This window comes from Sphingopyxis sp. JAI108, assembly GCF_013410105.1.
In the GTDB taxonomy this organism is placed as follows: Bacteria; Pseudomonadota; Alphaproteobacteria; order Sphingomonadales; family Sphingomonadaceae; genus Sphingopyxis; species Sphingopyxis chilensis.
Genome location: NZ_JACCCJ010000004.1, coordinates 285,905 through 304,259, shown reverse-complemented (window position 1 = coordinate 304,259; position 18,355 = coordinate 285,905). Strand labels below are relative to the sequence as shown.

General features: G+C 65.0%; 15 protein-coding genes and 1 tRNA gene. 7 read left to right on the top strand and 9 right to left on the bottom strand.

Annotated elements, in window-relative coordinates; genetic code table 11:
- The first annotated feature begins 138 nt into the window (after positions 1 to 138).
- Both HDC29_RS17740 and HDC29_RS17735 read left to right on the top strand, forming a co-directional pair.
- Complete coding sequence (locus HDC29_RS17740) at positions 139 to 1,290, top strand: acyl-CoA dehydrogenase family protein (protein ID WP_179499603.1); 1,152 nt, start codon at positions 139 to 141, stop codon at positions 1,288 to 1,290.
- 4 nt (positions 1,291 to 1,294) lie between these two features.
- Positions 1,295 to 2,260, top strand: coding sequence for an acyl-CoA dehydrogenase family protein (locus tag HDC29_RS17735; RefSeq protein ID WP_179499602.1), 966 nt, complete (start codon positions 1,295 to 1,297; stop codon positions 2,258 to 2,260).
- A 295-nt stretch (positions 2,261 to 2,555) separates the two neighbouring features.
- Here HDC29_RS17735 and HDC29_RS17730 read toward each other — a convergent pair whose 3' ends face one another.
- From HDC29_RS17730 to moaA, 5 genes are all read right to left on the bottom strand, one after another.
- Positions 2,556 to 3,419 carry an aldo/keto reductase gene (locus HDC29_RS17730; protein WP_179499601.1) on the bottom strand — a complete coding sequence of 288 codons (864 nt, stop codon included), beginning with the start codon at positions 3,417 to 3,419 and terminating at the stop codon, positions 2,556 to 2,558.
- Between the two features lie 59 nt (positions 3,420 to 3,478).
- Positions 3,479 to 3,820: a flavodoxin gene (locus tag HDC29_RS17725; protein WP_326914310.1), complete on the bottom strand. Its 342-nt coding sequence runs from the start codon at positions 3,818 to 3,820 to the stop codon at positions 3,479 to 3,481.
- Between the two features lie 698 nt (positions 3,821 to 4,518).
- Positions 4,519 to 4,593, bottom strand: a tRNA-Asn gene (locus HDC29_RS17720).
- Between the two features lie 82 nt (positions 4,594 to 4,675).
- Positions 4,676 to 5,446: an NAD kinase gene (locus HDC29_RS17715; RefSeq protein ID WP_179499627.1), complete on the bottom strand. Its 771-nt coding sequence runs from the start codon at positions 5,444 to 5,446 to the stop codon at positions 4,676 to 4,678.
- Positions 5,447 to 5,469: 23 nt separating this feature from the next.
- On the bottom strand, positions 5,470 to 6,492 hold the full coding sequence (moaA, locus tag HDC29_RS17710) for a GTP 3',8-cyclase MoaA (protein ID WP_179499600.1): 1,023 nt from the start codon (positions 6,490 to 6,492) through the stop codon (positions 5,470 to 5,472).
- A 53-nt stretch (positions 6,493 to 6,545) separates the two neighbouring features.
- Between moaA and HDC29_RS17705 the strand changes: the two genes are divergently transcribed.
- On the top strand, positions 6,546 to 7,745 hold the full coding sequence (locus HDC29_RS17705; RefSeq protein WP_179499599.1) for a GGDEF domain-containing phosphodiesterase: 1,200 nt from the start codon (positions 6,546 to 6,548) through the stop codon (positions 7,743 to 7,745).
- A gap of 111 nt (positions 7,746 to 7,856) precedes the next feature.
- Here the strand turns inward: HDC29_RS17705 and mfd are convergent, their stop codons facing one another.
- Complete coding sequence (gene mfd, locus HDC29_RS17700) at positions 7,857 to 11,351, bottom strand: transcription-repair coupling factor (protein ID WP_179499598.1); 3,495 nt, start codon at positions 11,349 to 11,351, stop codon at positions 7,857 to 7,859.
- The gene (locus tag HDC29_RS17695) at positions 11,348 to 11,608 is read right to left on the bottom strand and encodes a succinate dehydrogenase assembly factor 2 (RefSeq protein WP_179499597.1); all 261 of its coding nucleotides are present in this window, start codon (positions 11,606 to 11,608) and stop codon (positions 11,348 to 11,350) included. Before HDC29_RS17695 ends, mfd begins: the two co-directional genes overlap by 4 nt.
- Positions 11,609 to 11,767: 159 nt before the next feature.
- Here HDC29_RS17695 and recG point away from each other — a divergent pair, with 159 nt between their 5' ends.
- A complete protein-coding gene (recG, locus tag HDC29_RS17690; protein ID WP_179499596.1) occupies positions 11,768 to 13,834 on the top strand; it encodes an ATP-dependent DNA helicase RecG in 2,067 nt (688 codons plus the stop codon).
- Positions 13,835 to 13,890: 56 nt separating this feature from the next.
- On the opposite strand, the gene HDC29_RS17685 is transcribed toward recG, so the two are convergent.
- A complete protein-coding gene (locus HDC29_RS17685) occupies positions 13,891 to 14,232 on the bottom strand; it encodes a PilZ domain-containing protein (RefSeq protein ID WP_179499595.1) in 342 nt (113 codons plus the stop codon).
- Between the two features lie 74 nt (positions 14,233 to 14,306).
- On the bottom strand, positions 14,307 to 15,533 hold the full coding sequence (gene tyrS, locus HDC29_RS17680) for a tyrosine--tRNA ligase (RefSeq protein WP_179499594.1): 1,227 nt from the start codon (positions 15,531 to 15,533) through the stop codon (positions 14,307 to 14,309).
- A gap of 41 nt (positions 15,534 to 15,574) precedes the next feature.
- Here tyrS and HDC29_RS17675 point away from each other — a divergent pair, with 41 nt between their 5' ends.
- Genes HDC29_RS17675 through HDC29_RS17665 form a run of 3 tightly spaced genes read left to right on the top strand, consistent with a single transcriptional unit; the run spans position 15,575 to position 18,341 of the window.
- A complete protein-coding gene (locus tag HDC29_RS17675) occupies positions 15,575 to 16,123 on the top strand; it encodes a DOMON-like domain-containing protein (RefSeq protein ID WP_179499626.1) in 549 nt (182 codons plus the stop codon).
- Positions 16,120 to 17,325, top strand: coding sequence for an exo-beta-N-acetylmuramidase NamZ domain-containing protein (locus tag HDC29_RS17670; protein ID WP_179499593.1), 1,206 nt, complete (start codon positions 16,120 to 16,122; stop codon positions 17,323 to 17,325). The genes HDC29_RS17675 and HDC29_RS17670 overlap by 4 nt, the downstream gene beginning before the upstream one ends.
- Before the next feature lie 11 nt (positions 17,326 to 17,336).
- Complete coding sequence (locus HDC29_RS17665) at positions 17,337 to 18,341, top strand: hypothetical protein (RefSeq protein WP_179499592.1); 1,005 nt, start codon at positions 17,337 to 17,339, stop codon at positions 18,339 to 18,341.
- Positions 18,342 to 18,355 lie beyond the last annotated feature (14 nt).

Here is an 18,355-nt window from a genome sequence, read left to right as displayed (position 1 = left end):
CTGCCTGCGGCAGCCCGCGTTCAATCAGGTGCGGCGATCGCTGGGCCGCTTTACATCGAGGCTAGCACCAATCCGCGCAGCGGTTCGTGCATCGGGCAAACGGCGCAGCGACGCCGCCATGGAGAAGGGAGAAGGGGCGTGTTCGACACATTGACCCTCGCGGCGTTGCCCGCCGAAGGCGAAGCGATCCGGCCGGCGATCAGGGCGATCGCCGAGCAGGCGATAGCGAATGCAAGTGCAGACGTCCGCGCACGGTCCTGGTCGGGGTTCGACCGCGACTTCTCGCGGTTGCTCGGCAGATCGGGTTTTCTCGGGCTGACCTTGCCCAAATGCTATGGCGGCGCCGAATTGGGGCCGTTTGCGCGTTTCGTCGTCGTCGAGGAATTGCTGTCGGCGGGGGCGCCGGTCGCGGCGCACTGGATCGCCGACCGGCAGAGCGCGCCGCTGATCCTCAATTACGGCAGCGAGGCGCAGCGCGAATATTATATCCCGCGCATCTGTCGCGGCGAGCTGGTCTTCTGCATCGGGATGAGCGAGCCCGGCTCGGGTTCGGACCTTGCGAGCGTGCGCACCCGCGCCGAACGGACTGCCGCCGGCTGGCGGGTTAACGGACAGAAAATCTGGACCACCAACGCGGCGCACGGCGACTATATGATCGCGCTGCTGCGCACTTCGGGCAGCGCCGGCGACCGGCACGCCGGCCTCTCGCAGCTGATCATCGACCTCAAGGCTCCGGGGGTCACCGTGCGCCCGATCACCGACCTGACCGGCGATGCCCATTTCGCCGAGGTCTTTTTCGAAGATGTCGAGCTGCCCGCCGATGCGCTGATCGGGGAGGAAGGGGAGGGGTGGAAACAGGTGACCGCCGAACTCGCCTTCGAACGCAGCGGCCCCGAGCGCATCTATTCGAGCGTCGTGCTGCTCGACGCGTGGATCGCGCATTTGCGCGACGCCCGCCGCGACGATCCGGCAACTTGCGCGCTGGTCGGCGATTTCACCGCGCGCCTCGGAACGCTGCGCGCGATGTCGATCGCTTGCACCGCGCGGCTCGCGCTCGGCGAAAGCCCGGTTGTCGAGGCATCGCTGGTCAAGGATATGGGGACGAGTTTCGAGCAGGAACTGCCGACCCGTATCGGCGACGATCTGGCGTCGCATCCCGACGAGGGGGTCGACGCCGAACTCTACCGGACCTTGCTTTATGTGACGCATATCGCGCCGAGCTTTTCGCTGCGCGGCGGTACACGGGAAATTTTGCGCGGGATCATCGCGCGCGGCATGGGATTGCGGTGACAGGATGAGCGAATTTCTCGAACCTTTCGAACGGATGCTCGAAAATGTGTCGACCCCGGCAGCGGTGCGCGCGATCGAGCGCGGCGGGTCCCCCGATGCGATGTGGCAGGCCTTTGCCGAATCGGGCTTTCTCGATGCGCTGGTGCCCGAGGAGCGCGGCGGCGCCGGTCTGGCCCTTGCCGACATCCAGCCGCTGTGGATGGCTCTCGGTCGCCATGCGGTGCCGCTGCCGGTCGGCGAGACGATGATCGCGCGCGCGCTGCTTGATGGCGCGCCGGATGGTCCGGTCGCGCTCGCAGTCGCGGCGCCGGGGCAGAGCGTCGTCGTTCCCTTCGGGCTGGTCGCAGCATATATGCTGATCGAGTCCGATTGCGCGCTTCACATGGTCGAGGCGTCGGGCGCGCTCACGGGCGTCGTCGCAAGCCTTGCCGCGCGGATGACGTGCAACGATCTCCCATCGCCACACTCCACCGCACCGACGAGCGGCCTCCGCCCCATCGCGGCGATCCTGCGCGCGGCGCTGATTGCGGGCGCGTCCGGGCGCGTGACCGAAATGACCGCCGCCTATGCCAATGAACGGGTCCAGTTCGGCAAGCCGATCGGGCGCCAGCAGGCGTTACAGCAACAGATGGCGATCATGGCCGAAGAAATGGTCGCGGCGCGCATCGCCTCGCAGCTCGGCTGCGCGGGTGGCTTTCCCCCGTCGCTGGTCGCCGCCGCGACCGCGAAAGCGATCGCGAGCCGCGCCGCGGCGCGCGTCGCGGCGACGGCGCACGCGGTCCACGGCGCGATCGGGATCAGCGAGGAGCATGACCTCCAGCTCTTCACCCGCCGCCTCCACGAATGGCGCCTCGCCGACGGATCGGAAAGCTATTGGAACGGCCTGCTTGGACGCGAACGGCTGGTGAGCGATGCGCGTTCCGTCGATTTCGTGCGTGCCCATCTTCAACCGGAAGCGGCGACCGGCTGATGCGCTAGGCGAGCCGGCCGCCGAAGCGTTGCAGGCCCCGACCCGCAGCCACTCGCCGGCGGCCGGACAGCGGTTCGCGGTGAGAGGCTAAAGAAATGCGCAGCCTCGGATATCGGAATGGTGGGTTTTCAAGGTCATCATAAGCATCCTTCAGGCAAGCGCCAGATTGATGCGCCTGATTCACCTCACTTGCTCGCGGGGCATATTCCGATGGCTGCATCGCGCCCAACCCAAGGCGTACCCGGACCGTCGACGACTTCTCGAAACCTGCTGATCGCGCGTTTCGCAGCAAATCTCACGTTTCCAGCCGACGTGTTCCCAGCCATTTCACCATGGCGGGGTCGCGGTGGTCGAAGAAGCTGCTCGCCCCTTGGTCGAGTGTCGCGATCGCGGCCACATCTTCCGCGCTCAGTTCGAAATCGAACACTGCGAAATTCTCGGCCATACGGTCCTTGCGGACCGACTTGGGGATCGCCACTACGCCTCGCTGGATGAGCCAGCGCAGGACCACCTGCGCGATCGACTTGCCGTGCCGCTCGCCGATCGAGCGGAGCAGGTCATTCTCGAACAAGCCATTCTTCCCTTCGGCGAACGGACCCCACGCCTCGGTCTGGATGCCATGCTCACGAAGCAGCGCCTCGGCTTCCGCCTGCTGATGGAACGGATGGATTTCGATCTGGTTGACCGCCGGGACTATCTCGTTGTGGAGCACGAAATCGACGACCCGGTCGGGGTAGAAGTTGCTGATCCCGATCGCCCGGTTCTTGCCCGCGCGGTGCAACTCCTCCATCGCGCGCCACGCGCCGTAAACATCGCCATAGGGCTGATGGATGAGGTAGAGGTCGAGATAGTCGAGCTGAAGTTTGTTGAGCGATCGTTCGAACGCCGCCTTGGCGCCGTCGTAGCTTGCATCTTCGACCCAGAGCTTCGTGGTGACGAAGATGTCCGCCCGGTCGATCCCGCTGCCCCGGATCGCGGCGCCGACCGGCGCTTCATTGCCATAGGATGCCGCGGTGTCGAGCAGGCGGTAGCCGACGTCGAGCGCATCGCGGACGCTGCGCTCGCACTCCGCCGGATCGGGCACCTGGAATACGCCAAAGCCGAGGAGGGGCATGTCGACGCCATTGTTGAGCGTGACCGTTGGGGTGGTGCTTGTCATGATCTTTCAGTCCCTTGTTAGTAGCCGGATGAAGTCGGTTGGCCGGTTGATCGCGCGGGCTAGACGGTCTCGATGGTGTCCAGCCAGCCCTTGACCTCGGTCATCGTGCGGCGCTCTTGATCGGCTTCCATGACGAACGGGTCTTCGATGCGCGCGCCAACGGCATGGCTTCGAAGCACGGCGGCACTGCTGCCCGGCCCGAAGCCGCCATGGGTGATGAACGGGCGGAGCGTTTTTCCCGTCAGGTCGTGCGCCTTCAGGAAGGAGCGGATCACAGGCGGTGCGGTCTCGCCCCAGATCGGAAAGCCCAGATAGATTTCGTCATAAGCGGCGATATTCGCCACCCGCTCGGCGAGCGGCGGTTCGAAGCCGCTGTCGCGTTCGCGCGTTGCCTGTGCCACATTCGCTTCATAATCGGCGGGGGTTGGGCGGAGCGATCCCGTCCTCGACGATATTCAGCAGCAGGCCGATCACAGCGTCGATCAATATATGTTCCGGGGGTCTGTCCGTGTTCAGGAGCTTATGGTCGAGCTATGGGGACCCGTTCTCGATCGAGCGAGAGCCCAAGGAAAGATACGCGATGGAATCGACAATGATCGCGCCGTCGAGTGGATCCGCAACGTACATGCGATGCTGACAATGCGGGTCGATTACTCTGAAACCAAGCAAACGGAGATGCTCCGCGACTTTCTGGTCCCTGCCATCACAAGGTAGCTTGGGTGCGAGATTATCCCGCTTGGATGCAATGTCCGGTTTGGATTGGCTCCGCTCAAGAGGCGACAGGCCGCTAACGGTCAGAAACAAGTCCTCGTGCATGGGCTTTGCTGGTCAGAAGACTACGCCAATGTAACCGGGAACGGCGCAGGGCTACGCTGCTGTACCCATAAGTGCGCTTGGAAACGCTGCAGCTTGCACTTCTGCGCCAGCCTACGCGAAGCCGTTTTTCCCGTTGCAGTGCCGGGTCGACCTACGATATTTTGCTCTGCGATAAGCGTGAAAACTCTCTTCGTCGCTACCCCCAAGTAGGGGCGCCAAGGCTGGCGAATGTCGCGCAAAGCCAAGGTGCTTGGGCGTAGGCTTTCGTGCGTCTGGAAAAGAATGGCTCCCCGGGTAGGATTCGAACCTACGACCGATCGATTAACAGTCGATTGCTCTACCGCTGAGCTACCGAGGAACACGCCGCCGATGCGGGCAAGGCGGCTCCTTTGCCGCCAACCGATATAATTATCAAGAGGGTTTTGGCGGCTTTGCGATTCTCAGACGATAAATTGTTCCATTGCGATGCGTTCGTCGAGGCCCTGGTCGGGGTCGAACAGCAGAGTCAGCGGCCGGCTGCGGTCCGTGGTCACCAATACCGTCTTCACATCGCGGATCTCGCGCTGGTCGGCGACCGCGCTGACCGGGCGTTTCGCGGCTTCGCGGACGTTGAACCGGATGCTCGTCGATTCGGGGACGAGCGCACCACGCCAGCGCCGCGGGCGAAAGGGGCTGATCGGCGTCAGCGCGAGCATTGCGGAATCGAGCGGCAGGATCGGGCCATTGGCGCTGAGGTTATAGGCGGTCGATCCCGCGGGGGTCGACACGAGCACGCCGTCGCAGGCGAGTTCCTCCAGCATCGTCTTTTCGTTGATCAACACCTCGAGCTTCGCCGCCTGGCGCGTTTCGCGGAGCAGCGAGATTTCGTTGATCGCGGGCAATATGTGACGCTCGCCGCTGACCGTCGTGATGTCGCCCGACAGCGGGTGGATCAGATAGGGGCGGGCAGCGGCTATGCGGTCGAGTAGCCCCTCGATACGAAACTCGTTCATCAGGAAGCCGATCGTGCCGCGATTCATGCCGAACACGGGCAGGCTGCGGCGCTGGTCGAGCAGTTGGTGCAACATGTGCAGCAGAAAGCCGTCGCCGCCGAGCGCGATCAGCAGGTCGGCCTCGGCGAGGTCGACGAAATCATAGAGCGGGCGCAGTTCGGCTTCCGCTTCCATGGCTGCGGGCGCGTTCGATGCGACAAGCGCGATCTTGCGAAACATCATGTCCCCTCGCGGACGGCCTGTCAGCCGCCCGTTGCACTCATATGACGCGCGACCGCCGGTCCCGACTTTCGTTCGATATGAAAGTCATGCGCGCGGGGTTTGCCAGCCAATGCGTGATCAATCAAGCCGTCGACATCGCCGCCATCGCGAAGCGCGGCGCGCAGGTCGACATGATCGTCCTGGCCAAGGCACATATAGATGCGGCCTTCGACGGTCAGGCGGATACGATTGCATGTTGCGCAGAAATTGTCGCTGAGCGGTGTGATCAGGCCGAGCGTCACCGGGCTTCCCTCGATGGCGAAATAGCGCGCCGGACCGCCCGTGCGCTGGTCGACCGGATAGATTGCGTGCGCGTCGCGCAGCGGCGCCACGAAATGGTGGAGCGGGATGTAATGATCGCTGCGATCCTCCGCGACCTCGCCCAGCGGCATGGTTTCGATGAGCGTGAGGTCGCAGCCGGCCCTGGCGCAATAGTCGAGCATCGGGAGCAACTGGTCCTCGTTGAGACCGGCGAGCGCGACCATGTTGATCTTGATCGCGAGGCCCGCGGCGCGCGCGGCGCCGATCCCGCTCAGCGCGACATCGAGGTCGCCGACGCGCGTGATGTGCCGAAACGCCTTGGGGTCGAGCGTGTCGAGGCTGACGTTGATACGGCGCACGCCGGCCTGCGCCAGCATCGGCGCATGTTCGGCGAGCCGCATCGCGTTGGTGGTCAGCGTCAGTTCGTCCAGCCCATGGCCGATCAGCGCGCCGAGGCGCATCGCCAGCGTGTCGATCCCGCGCCGCACGAGCGGCTCGCCGCCGGTCAGACGGATGCGGCGAATACCGCGCGCGACGAAACGCCCGGCAAGTTCGGCCATTTCTTCGATACTAAGCACCGCCGATTTGGGCAGGAAGGTCATGTCTTCGGCCATGCAATACCGGCAGCGCAGGTCGCAGCGATCGGTGACCGACAGACGCAAGTAACTGATCCGCCGGCCAAGTCCGTCGATCAGGGGCGCCGGCGACGCGGCGCGATAAGATAATGGGACAGTCACGGACATATTGTGGTGCAAAAGGCACGATCTTGGCAAGGAAAGCCTGCTAGGGAAGCGCGATGAATCATCTGCCCGACTCCCTTTCCGCCTGTGCCCGCAAACTCGAAGCCCTGCACGCGCGGTACGACGCCGATGCAGGCGTCATTCTGGTTCAGGTTGACCAGATGGCGCGCATCAACAACAGCGCCGGGACCGCGACGGGCGACTCGGTGCTCGACGAAATCGGGCGGCGGCTCGAAAATTTCGCCAGCGATGAATTCGGCCAGGGATCGTGCGTCGATCGGCTCGACGGACCGCGCTTCCTGATCGTGCCCGCGACGCCGATGTCGCTCGGCGCGCTCCGCGCCCAGGAACGCGCGCTGCATGTCGCGCTTGCCGAGCCGATCGTGGGCGACCCGAACGGCCGCCTGTCGATCCGCATCGCCGCCGCGCTGATCACGCGCGACGAATCGGTCGCCGAACAGCTGCGCGCCGCCGGTGACCAGCTTGCGCGGCCGGCGTCGGCGCGCGACGGGGTGATGGTTCGCGCCGCGCTGTCGCGGAACGAGGTCGTGATCCACTACCAACCGCAATATGACGTCGCGACCGGCGAAATGACCGGCGTCGAGGCCTTGCTGCGCTGGCAGCATCCCGAGCTCGGCTTGCTGGGCGCGGGGCCGCTCGTGACCGCGGCGCGCGCCGCGCGGCTCGAATGCGAGCTCACCGAACATGCGCACCGCGTCGCGCTCGCGGAAATGGCGACCTGGCCCAAGGCGCTCGCCGGGCTTCGCGTCTCGCTCAACATCACCGCCGCCGATCTCGGTGATCCCGAATTCGCCGGACGCTTCGCCGCGATGGCCAAGACGGCGAAGGTCGATCCCGACCGGCTGACGCTCGAACTCACCGAACAGGCGATGTTGAGCGATCCGGCGAGCGCGGCTGAACAGCTCGCGCAAATCCGCGCGCACGGCGTGGCGATCGCAATCGACGATTTCGGAACCGGCTATTCCAGCCTGTCGCTGCTCGCGCGGCTGCCGATCGACTATCTCAAGATCGACAGCGGCTTCACCCGGACGATCGACGGCAGCGACCGCGACCGCATCGTGGTGCGCGCGATCGTTGACCTGGCGCGCGCGCTTGGGCTGCTGGTGGTCGCCGAGGGAATCGAGAATGAACGGCAACTCGAACGCCTGTCCGAACTCGGCGTCGCGACCTGGCAGGGATTCCTGAAATCGGGGCCGGTGCCGTCGAGTCAATTGCTGGATTTATTGAATACCTAAATTCCGTTCGCCCTGAGCTTGTCGAAGGGCCGCTCTTTCTTTTGCCGTCGGAGGAAGAATGGACGGTGCTTCGACTAGCTCAGCTCGAGCGGAAGACAAGGCGTCAGGGCTCTATGACGCCTGCCGCGCCAGCTTGCCCAAACCTTTCGATAATTGCAGCGCGCCATTGAGCCGCGCCCCGGTGCTGACCCAGTCGCCGCTGACCGACAATTTGTTGTCGGGCCGGATACGCGCACGGCCTTTCAGTCGCTCGACATAGGCGATGAGACCGGGGACGTTCGCGAACTGGTCGCCGTGGAAGCTGACCAGCGCGCCCTTGGTGCCGACGTCGAGCTTGGCGATGCCCGCGAGTTTCGCGTTGGCCTTGATTTCCATCAGCTGGAGGAGGTTCGCGGTCTCGGGCGGCAGCGGGCCGAAGCGGTCGATCATCTCGGCGGCGAAGGCATCCAGCGCGGCGCGATCCTCGGCCTCGTTGAGGCGGCGATAGAGCGCCATGCGCAGCGGCAGGTCGGGGACGTAATCCTCGGGAATCAGGATCGGCGCGTCGACGGTAATCACGGGCGACAGCGCTTCGCGCGGCGGCGCGGCGCCCATGCCTTCGGCCTTTGCCACCAAAATCGCCTCTTCGAGCATCGACTGATAGAGTTCGAAGCCGACTTCGCGGATATGCCCCGATTGCTCGTCGCCGACGAGATTGCCCGCGCCGCGAATGTCGAGATCGTGGCTCGCGAGCTGGAAACCCGCGCCCAATGTGTCGAGATCGCCGAGCAGCTTGAGCCGTTTTTCGGCGGTGTCGGTGATCGCGCCGCCTTCAAGCGTCGTCAGATAGGCATAGGCGCGTGTCTTCGACCGCCCGACACGGCCGCGCAGCTGATAAAGCTGTGCAAGGCCGAAACGGTCGGCGCGGTGGACGATCAGCGTGTTGGCGCTAGGAATGTCCAGCCCTGACTCGACGATCGTCGTCGATACGAGCACGTCATATTTGCGATCGTAGAAGGCGCTCATCCGCTCCTCGACATCGCCCGGCGCCATCTGGCCGTGCGCGACGACATATTTGATCTCGGGCACGCGCGTGCGCAGGAATTCCTCGATGTCGGGCAGATCCTTGATGCGCGGGGTAACGAAGAAGCTTTGCCCGCCGCGATCATGCTCGCGAAGCAACGCCTCGCGGATCACGACCGGATCCCACGGCGCGACATAGGTGCGAACCGCGAGGCGATCGACCGGCGGGGTCTGGATGACGCTAAGCTCGCGGAGGCCCGACATCGCCATCTGAAGCGTGCGCGGGATCGGGGTCGCGGTGAGGGTCAGGACGTGGACGTCGGCCTTGAGCTGCTTCAGCCGCTCCTTGTGGACGACCCCGAACCGCTGCTCCTCGTCGACGATGACGAGGCCGAGATTCTTGAATTCGACCGACTTGGCGATCACGGCATGGGTGCCGACGACGATGTCGATCTGGCCGCTCGCGAGGCCGTCGCGCGTCTTCTGCGCTTCGCTCGCGGGGACAAGGCGCGACAGGCGGCCGATATTGACCGGGAAGCCTTTGAAGCGTTCGACGAAATTCGTGTAATGCTGACGCGCGAGCAGCGTGGTCGGGACGACGACCGCGACCTGAACGCCCGCCATCGCCGCGACGAAGGCGGCGCGCAGCGCGACCTCGGTCTTCCCGAAACCCACGTCGCCGCAGACGAGCCGGTCCATCGGGCGCCCCGACGCCATATCGGCGAGCACGTCGCCGATCGCGCGGTCCTGGTCGTCGGTTTCCTGATAGGGAAAACGGTCGGCGAAGGCGGGGTAGGCGGCATCCTGCGCGAGCAGTTCGCCCGACCGGAGCGCGCGCTGCGCTGCGGTCGCGAGCAGTTCGCCCGCGATCTCGCGGATACGCTCCTTCATCCGCGCCTTGCGGCGTTGCCATGCTTCGCCGCCCAATTTGTCCAGCGCGACGCCGTCGCTTTCGCCGCCGTAGCGCGAGAGGACATCGAGATTTTCGACGGGGACGTAGAGCTTGTCGCCGCCCGAATAGGTCAGCGCGACGCAATCATGGGGGCTGCTCCCGACCGGAATCTGGGTCAGCCCCTCGTAGCGTCCGATGCCGTGGTCGAGATGGACGACGAGGTCGCCGACGCTGAGCGTCGCGAGCTCGGCGAGGAAGGCATCGGCGCTCTTGCGGCGCTTCTGGCGGCGGACGAGGCGCTCGCCGAGAATATCCTGTTCGGTGAGCAGGCTGATCGCGTCGGAGGCGAAGCCGTGGTCGAGCGGCAGGACGATCATGGCGGTCGCGCCGCCGTTTTCCGACGAGGCGGTGCCGAGTGCATCCTGCCAGCTGTCGACCGGCGCAAGCGACGTCACCCCATGCTCGCGTAGTAATCCCGACAGGCGCTCGCGCGCCCCGCCCGAATAGCTCGCGATGATCGCGCGCCGGCCCTTGCGGCGCTCGTCCGACAGATGGTCGGCGACCTTGTCGTAAACATTGAGGTCGGCGGTGCGTTCGGGGGTGAAATCGCGCGCCGCGAAAGTTTCAAGGTCGACCACTGTCGCGGCGGGTGGGACGTCGAAGGGCGTGACGATATGGATCGGGCGGTCTTTCGCCGCCGCGGCCCATTCGCCTTCGCTCAGATAGAGCGCCTCGGGCGCGAGCGGGCGGTAGCTGCCCGGCGACTCGCGTTCGGCGGCAACGCGGTTGGCGTGATAGTCGGCGATCGCGGCAAAGCGCGTCTCGGCGGTCGCCTCGGTGCGGTGGCCGCGCAGCACCGGCGTCGCGGGGTCGATATGGTCGAAGAGGGTCGCCAGCCGTTCCTCGAACAGCGGCAGCCAGTGATCCATGCCTGCCTGCCGGCGCCCGTCGCTGACCGCCTGATAGAGCGGATCGCCGGTCGATTGCCCTCCGAACAGGTCGCGATAGGCCGAGCGGAAACGCTTGATCGTTGCTTCGTCGAGCAGGGTTTCGGACGCCGGGAGCAGTTGCAGCGCCTTGGCGGGGCCAAGGCTCCGCTGGTCGGCAGGGTCGAAGCGGCGGATGCTCTCGATCTCGTCGCCGAAGAAATCGACGCGCAGGCCGGTTTCCTCGCCCGCGGGAAACAGGTCGAGGATGCCGCCGCGCACCGCGAACTCGCCCTGATCGGCGACGGTATCGACGCGGCTGAAGCCGTTCGAGACGAGCAGTTCGGCGAGCGCATCGCGATCGATCCGCTGCCCCGCCGCGAGCGTCGTCGCGAGCTGGCGGATGCGAAAGGGCGTGAGCGTGCGCTGCGTGATCGCGGCGACCGTCGTAAGGATCAGTTCGCCGCGTTTCGCCGGCTGTTGCAGCGCCGACAAGGTTGCGAGCCGATCGGCGCTGGCGCGCATCGACGGACCCGCGCGGTCGTAGGGCAGGCAGTCCCATGCGGGGAAGCGGTGCACGATCAGGTCGGGCGCAAAGAAGGGCGCCGCGTCGGCGACCGCCTGCATCGCCGCGTCGTCGGTCGCGACATACACGAGCCTCCTGTCGCTGGCGCGCGCGAGGTCGGCGAGCAGCAGCGGCAGGAAGCCGTCGGCGGCGCGCGCGAGCGTCAGCGGCGTCGCTGCCGACGCGATGGCGGCGAATATGTCGGCGGCGCTCCGGGTCATGGCAGCGGTATATAGTCCAGCCGGCGCATCGCGGCGATCATGTCGGGGCGGTCGAGATGCGCGGGCGGTTCGCCGGTGCCGAGCGCCCATGCCATGATATCGACGTCGTCCTCTTCGACGACGATTTCGAACCAGGCGATCTCTTCTTCGCTCCACCCCGCCGAATAGCGGTCGAAAAAGCCGCCGATCATATAGTCGGCCTCGCGCGTGCCGCGGTGCCAGGCGCGGAATTTCAGGCGTTTGAGGCGGTCGGTCATGGCGGGCCTTTTAGAGCGGTTGGGCAATGTATCAACGGACATTCCCCAACCCGTTCGCATCGAGCGAAGTCGAGATGCCCATCGGCTCGGCGGCTTGCCTTCCGGGTGTCTCGACTTCGCTCGACACGAGCCGAAAGACGAGGCTAGACACGCCTAGCGATGCGACCCGAAATCCTCAATCCACTCTTTGCCGCGCTGACCGACCTCAAAGGCGTCGGGCCGCAGCTTGCCAAGCCGCTGACGCGGCTGGGGCTGGAGCGCGTCGTCGATGTGCTGTTCCATCTGCCAACGGGGCTGATCTCGCGCTTTCCGGTCGATCGGCTCGATCAGGCGCTTCCCGGGCAGACGATCATCGTCGAACTGACGGCGCAGGATTATCGGCCGGGCCGGAGTCCGCGCGCGCCGTTCGGGGTCGATGCGTTCGACAGCGCGGGCGACCATGTGCGGCTGGTCTATTTCGGGCGGACCTCCGGCCTTGCACGCAAGCTCTTCCCCTTGGGCGAAAAGCGCCGCGTGTCGGGGCGGCTCGATCTCTATGGCGAGATGCGCCAGATCGTGCATCCCGATCAGGTCGTCGAACCGGGCGACGAAGCGGGGATCGCCGAGCATGAACCCGTCTATCCGCTGACCGAAGGGCTCACCAACGCGCGGCTGTCGCAACTCGCACAGGTCGCGCTCGAACGGCGCCCCGAGCTTGCCGAGTGGATCGATGGGCCCTTGCTGACCAGCCGCAATTGGCCGGCCTGGAGCGAGGCGATGGCGCGCGCGCATGCCAGCCCGCGCGACGAGGTGGCGCGCGACCGGCTCGCCTATGATGAGATTTTCGCGAGCCAGGTCGCGCTGATGCTGATCCGGCAGGGCCTCAGGACGCGCAAGGGCAGGGCGATCGTCGGCGACGGCCGGTTGACCGATGCCCTCCAGCTACCGTTCGGCCTCACCGGCGCGCAGGAGCGCGTCGGGCGCGAGATTGCGGGCGACATGGCGCAGGACATGCCAATGCTGCGCATGCTGCAGGGCGACGTTGGGTCGGGCAAGACGCTGGTGGCGCTGCGCACGATGCTGGCGGCGGTGGAGGCGGGGACGCAGGCTGCGCTGCTTGCGCCGACCGAGATTCTCGCGCGCCAGCATTTTGCGACGCTGCAACGGATGCTCGGCGGTTTGCCCGTGAACCTCGCAATCCTGACCGGGCGTGACAAGGGCAAGGCCCGCGAATCGACGCTGATGGGGCTCGCCGATGGCAGCATCGACATCCTCGTCGGCACCCACGCGATCTTCCAGCAGGCGGTGACCTACAAGGACCTGGCGCTTGTCGTCGTCGACGAGCAGCACCGTTTCGGCGTCGCGCAGCGGCTGATGCTCACCCAAAAGGCCGTGCGGCCGCCGCACCTGCTCGTGATGACCGCAACCCCGATCCCGCGCACGCTGCAACTCGCCAATCATGGCGAGATGGACGTGTCGCAGATCGACGAAATGCCGCCGGGGCGCACCCCGGTCGATACGCGCGTCATCTCGCTCGACCGGCTGGACGATGTCATCGACAGCCTCGACCGCCATCTCGCGACCGGGGCGCAAGCCTATTGGGTCTGCCCGCTGGTGGCCGAGAGCGAAGGGAGCGAACTCGCCGCGGCGGAAGACCGGGCCGTGCTGCTTCGCGAACGGCTGGGCGGCGCGCGCATCGGGCTGGTCCACGGCCGGATGAAGGGGCCAGAGAAAGATGAGGTGATGGCCCGCTTCCAGGCCGGAGAGATCGGCGTGCTCGTCGCGACGACGGTGATCGAGGTCGGGGTCGATGTACCCGCCGCCAGCCTGATGATCGTCGAACATGCGGAGAATTTCGGGCTCGCGCAGCTCCACCAGCTCCGCGGCCGCGTCGGACGCGGCGCGGCGAAATCGGTGTGCCTGCTGCTGCGCTCGCAGAACCTTTCCGAAACGGCGCGCGAGCGGCTGGCGCTGATGCGCGAAACGAACGACGGTTTCGTGATTGCCGAGAAGGATCTGGAACTGCGCGGCGGCGGCGAATTGCTCGGACTCAAGCAGTCGGGAGATGCCGATTACAGGCTCGCGACACCCGAACAGCTGGTGCGCCTGCTGCCGGTTGCGCACGACGACGCACGGCTGTTCGTCGAGCGCGACGGCGGCATGGAAGGGGTGCGGGCCGAGGCGGTGCGCCTCTGCCTCTATCTGTTCGAGCGCGATGCGGCGGTGCCGCTTTTGCGGAGCGGATGATCTTCTCGCCTCCCGCAAGCGGGAGGGGTAACCAGCTTGGGCTTCAAACTTTGGATTTAGTTGACGTCCCCACGCGCCCCCATCGCGCGGATCATCGGCAGATAATCTTCGACCGAGATCGACTTTTCGAACTGCACACCGGTCTTGCCGCCGAGCGACCAGACCACCTTCGCCGCGGTGCGGCCGATGATCGGCATGCGGAAAACGACGAGGTCGCCGGGCTCAAGCCCGCGCTCGAAGCGCATCAGCAGGCCGTCGGCGCTGATGTTGACGCAGGTGCACATTTCCTGCCGTCCGTCGGGCATGACAAAGGGCAGGCGGCAATAGACGTCGCTACGCGGAGCGATCCGCTGGTCGAGGCCGACATAGTGGGCCTTGCTGGTGTCGATCTTGCGCATATCCGTGGACCTTGTTGATTTTGCCATGACGATCCATTCGATTGCTGAAGAAGTGGTAAACGCTTTTGTGCGCGTTACCGCACCACAAGGCCATGTTTTTTTGATCCGAGGCTCAGCGGAACAGCATTCTCGCCGGGCTGGATCAACTGGTGCGGGTCGCGGACGACGTTACCATCGACTTTCACCGCGCCCTCGTCGAGCTTGCGGCGGGCCTCCTTGTTCGAGGCGGCGAAGCCGAGTTCGCGCAAGGCGTCGACGACGCTGATCCCTTCGGCGGGGGCGATCGCCTGCGGCAGGTCGCCACCGATCTGTCCCTTTTCAAAGGTTTGCGTCGCGGTCTCGGCGGCGGCCAGCGCGGCGTCGGCGCCGCGGCACATCGCGGTCGCTTCGTTCGCGAGGATTTTCTTCGCCTCGTTGATCTCCGCGCCCTCGAGCGCTTCGAGCCGCGCGATCTCGCCCAGCGGCAGGTCGGTGAACAGCTTCAGGAACTTGCCGACGTCGCGGTCGTCGCAGTTGCGCCAATATTGCCAATAGTCAAAATGGGACAGTTGTTCGGGATTAAGCCACACCGCGCCGGCGGCGGTTTTGCCCATTTTGGCCCCCGCTGCGGTCGTCAGCAGCGGAGTCGTGAGACCATAGAGATCGGCGCCATCCATGCGACGGCCCAACTCCATCCCGTTGACGATATTGCCCCATTGGTCCGATCCGCCCATCTGCAAACGGACACTCATGTCCTTCGACAGGTGGCGGAAGTCGTAGCCCTGGAGGATCATGTAGTTGAATTCGAGGAAGGTCATCGGCTGCTCGCGCTCGAGCCGTAGCTTGACCGAATCAAAGGTCATCATGCGGTTGATCGTGAAGTGCGTGCCGACTTCTTGCAGCAGTTCGATATAGCCGAGCCGGCCGAGCCAGTCCTGATTGTCGACCATCACCGCATCGGTCGGGCCGTCGCCGAAGATCAGGAACTGCTGGAAGATGCTGAAGATCGACGCGATATTCGCGGCGATCGTCGCGTCCGACAGCATCTTTCGGCTTTCGTCGCGCCCGGTCGGGTCGCCGATCCGCGTCGTCCCGCCGCCCATCAGCACGACCGGCTTGTGCCCCGTCTGTTGCAGGCGGCGCAGCATCATGATCTGGACGAGGCTGCCGACGTGCAAGCTGGGCGCGGTCGCGTCGAATCCGATATATCCGGGGACGACCTGTTTCGCCGCGAGCGCATCGAGCCCTTCCGCGTCGGTCATCTGGTGGATATAGCCTCGCTCGTCGAGAAGGCGCAGCAGGTCGGATTTATAGTTCGTCATAGCGGGCGGGCGCTTAGCATGGGGTTTGATATTTGGATAGCATGCGCAAGGAACTGATCTGCCACCCCGACACGCCGGGCAAGGCGGTCCGATCGGTCGCGGTCGACGTCAGCCTGTCGTTCGAGGATGGTTTCGCGCTCCGCTATATCGTGGGGGGCGCGATCGCCGGCCTTGTGCTGCCCCATGGCGAGGGCGAACTGGTCATCGCCGACAGCGCGACCCGCGGATTGTGGGAAAGCACCTGTTTCGAGGCGTTCCTGACCGAAGAGGGGCAGCCCGACTATACCGAATTCAACTATGGCCCCGACGGACGTTGGGCCTGTTACCAGTTCGACGATTATCGCTCGCTACTGCGCACCGACGAGCTCGCGCCGTGGGAAATGGTCGCCGAGCGTGGCGAGCAAAGCTATGCGTTGCGCGTCGAGCCCGGCATCTTCCCCGACGTCGGCGCAAAGCTCGCGCTGTCCGCGGTGATCGAGGAACTCGACGGCACGAAAAGCTATTGGGCGCTCGCGCATCCGCCGGGCAAGCCCGACTTTCATCATCCCGATTGCTTTGCGCTGACGCTTGAGGCACGCGGGCGGGCATGACGACCCTTTTCGGCATCGACCGCCTGCTCGCCGACCCGGCGCTTCGCAAACCGCTCGAAGGCAAGCGCGTCGCGCTGCTTGCGCATCCTGCCTCGGTCACTGCCGACCTGACGCACAGCGTCGATGCGCTCGTCGCGGCGGGGCTCGATATCACCGCGGTGTTCGGGCCGCAGCACGGCGTTCGCGGTGATCTTCAGGACAATATGATGGAGTCGCCCGACTTCACCGATCCGGTCTATGGCATGCCGGTGTTCAGCCTCTATGGCGAGGTGCGCCGGCCGAGTGGCCAGTCGATGCACACCTTCGACGTGATGCTGGTCGACCTGCAGGATCTGGGCTGCCGCATCTACACCTATGTGACGACCTTGCTCTACATCCTCGAAGCCGCGGCGCAGCACGGCAAGGCGGTGTGGGTGCTCGACCGGCCCAATCCGGCGGGGCGCCCGGTCGAGGGCACGCGGCTTCTGCCCGGCTGGGAAAGCTTTGTCGGCGCAGGGCCGATGGTGATGCGACATGGCCTGACGATGGGCGAGATGGGGCACTGGTTCATCCGCCACTTCGGGCTCGATGTCGATTACCGCGTGATCGCGATGGAGGGATGGGATCCGAAAGGCCCCGGCTTCGGCTGGCCGATTGATCGCGTGTGGATCAACCCCAGCCCGAACGCCGCGAACGTCAACATGGCGCGCGCCTATGCCGGCACGGTGATGGTCGAGGGCGCGACCTTGAGCGAGGGCCGCGGCACGACGCGCCCGCTCGAGCTGTTCGGCGCGCCCGATATCGATGCGAAGGTGGTGATTGCCGAAATGCAGCGCCTCGCGCCGCAATGGCTCGGCGGATGCAAGCTGCGCGACATCTGGTTCCAGCCAACCTTTCACAAGCATGTCGGCCAGCTCAATAGCGGCGTGCATATCCATGCCGACGGGCCGTGGTACGATGACGATGCGTTCCAGCCGTGGCGCGTGCAGGCGCTGGGATTCAAGGCGATCCGCAGCCTCTATCCGGACTATCCGATCTGGCGTGGCAAGGATTTCAAATATGAATATACCGACGATGTGCTCGCGATCGACGTGATCAACGGCGGACCGGGCCTGCGCGAGTGGGTCGACGATGCGGGTGCAGATGCGGGCGATCTCGACGCGCTGGCGCTGCCCGACGAGGCGGCGTGGCGCGAAGAGATCGCGGATTTGCTGATTTATTGAGGGGCGAACAAATGCTGACGATCTGGCGGCGAAGCTTGGCGGCTGCGATCAGCATTGCCCTTGCATTCCCGATCGCAAGCTGCGCGGCCGAGCCGTCAGCCGCATCCTTCGTCGAGCGTGAGATCATTACGCTGCCGTTCCCCGGCGGGACCGATATCGAGCGTCTGAAGCAATCCCATCGTGATGTCGTCGGCCTGCTGCGGAAACGGGCAGCAGAAGAAGCGCGCGACTCAAAATATCAGCCTCATGTCGGCGTTTATACCGTTTTTCCTGCCAACCCTGCGCGCCCGCGGACCATCATTGGCGCGGTGACACCCCGCAAGGGTGTGTTCTACGCCGTGCCTTATGGCCATTATGTATCGCTGGACGATTACAATAATGGCCGGATAGAGCCGAAGGACAAGATCGATGTGTGCCGAATGGAAATGCGATGGGACCGGCTTCCGGGCGGGCCGATCGCGCCGGGGTTCGTCTGGGCGCGCATGTATATGCCGGACCTCGATTGCAAGTTGCCGCCGGCCGACCAGTTGGCCCTGCTGGATGAGTGGAAAAACCGCAAGGCAAGGCCGGACTATATCGTCGAAGACAAGGTTTCGGCAGGCGATGTCAGCGTTACGCTGATCCGGGAAGTTCGGCCGAAAGGCTCGGCATATCGGCCCTACGATGCCGTTGCGGCGTCGGCGAAGATGATGGAAGCCGGGGATGTTGTGACGTGGGCGATACCGTTGATCGAGGATAACGAGACCGCATCGGTCGTTGCGACGCGGCGCGGACGATTGTTTGCCTATTTTTCCGACGGAATTTACGCGCGGGACTTCCAGGACCTGATGTGCGTTGCCGATGGACTGTCATGGGCCGATATCGTGGCAGAGCCGGGCCTGCTCGGGACGGAGACCGCCCGGCGGTTCTGCCAAGATCTGATGAGGCAATATAGTGATCGCCGCAGCGAAGAGATGCAGCGCATCAATGAAAAATTGCCGCCGCCCTTAAGTATACCCATGACGCCCCGAAACTGACGGAGAGAAAGCAA

What these genes read in the sequence shown, in the direction of transcription:
- HDC29_RS17735 (WP_179499602.1), top strand. Translation starts at nt 1,295, where the DNA reads ATGAGCGAATTTCTCGAACCTTTCGAACGGATGCTCGAAAATGTGTCG.
- HDC29_RS17730 (WP_179499601.1), bottom strand. Translation starts at nt 3,419, where the DNA reads ATGACAAGCACCACCCCAACGGTCACGCTCAACAATGGCGTCGACATG.
- HDC29_RS17715 (WP_179499627.1), bottom strand. Translation starts at nt 5,446, where the DNA reads ATGTTTCGCAAGATCGCGCTTGTCGCATCGAACGCGCCCGCAGCCATG.
- moaA (WP_179499600.1), bottom strand. Translation starts at nt 6,492, where the DNA reads ATGTCCGTGACTGTCCCATTATCTTATCGCGCCGCGTCGCCGGCGCCC.
- HDC29_RS17705 (WP_179499599.1), top strand. Translation starts at nt 6,546, where the DNA reads ATGAATCATCTGCCCGACTCCCTTTCCGCCTGTGCCCGCAAACTCGAA.
- mfd (WP_179499598.1), bottom strand. Translation starts at nt 11,351, where the DNA reads ATGACCCGGAGCGCCGCCGACATATTCGCCGCCATCGCGTCGGCAGCG.
- HDC29_RS17695 (WP_179499597.1), bottom strand. Translation starts at nt 11,608, where the DNA reads ATGACCGACCGCCTCAAACGCCTGAAATTCCGCGCCTGGCACCGCGGC.
- recG (WP_179499596.1), top strand. Translation starts at nt 11,768, where the DNA reads ATGCGACCCGAAATCCTCAATCCACTCTTTGCCGCGCTGACCGACCTC.
- HDC29_RS17685 (WP_179499595.1), bottom strand. Translation starts at nt 14,232, where the DNA reads ATGCGCAAGATCGACACCAGCAAGGCCCACTATGTCGGCCTCGACCAG.
- tyrS (WP_179499594.1), bottom strand. Translation starts at nt 15,533, where the DNA reads ATGACGAACTATAAATCCGACCTGCTGCGCCTTCTCGACGAGCGAGGC.
- HDC29_RS17675 (WP_179499626.1), top strand. Translation starts at nt 15,575, where the DNA reads ATGCGCAAGGAACTGATCTGCCACCCCGACACGCCGGGCAAGGCGGTC.
- HDC29_RS17670 (WP_179499593.1), top strand. Translation starts at nt 16,120, where the DNA reads ATGACGACCCTTTTCGGCATCGACCGCCTGCTCGCCGACCCGGCGCTT.
- HDC29_RS17665 (WP_179499592.1), top strand. Translation starts at nt 17,337, where the DNA reads ATGCTGACGATCTGGCGGCGAAGCTTGGCGGCTGCGATCAGCATTGCC.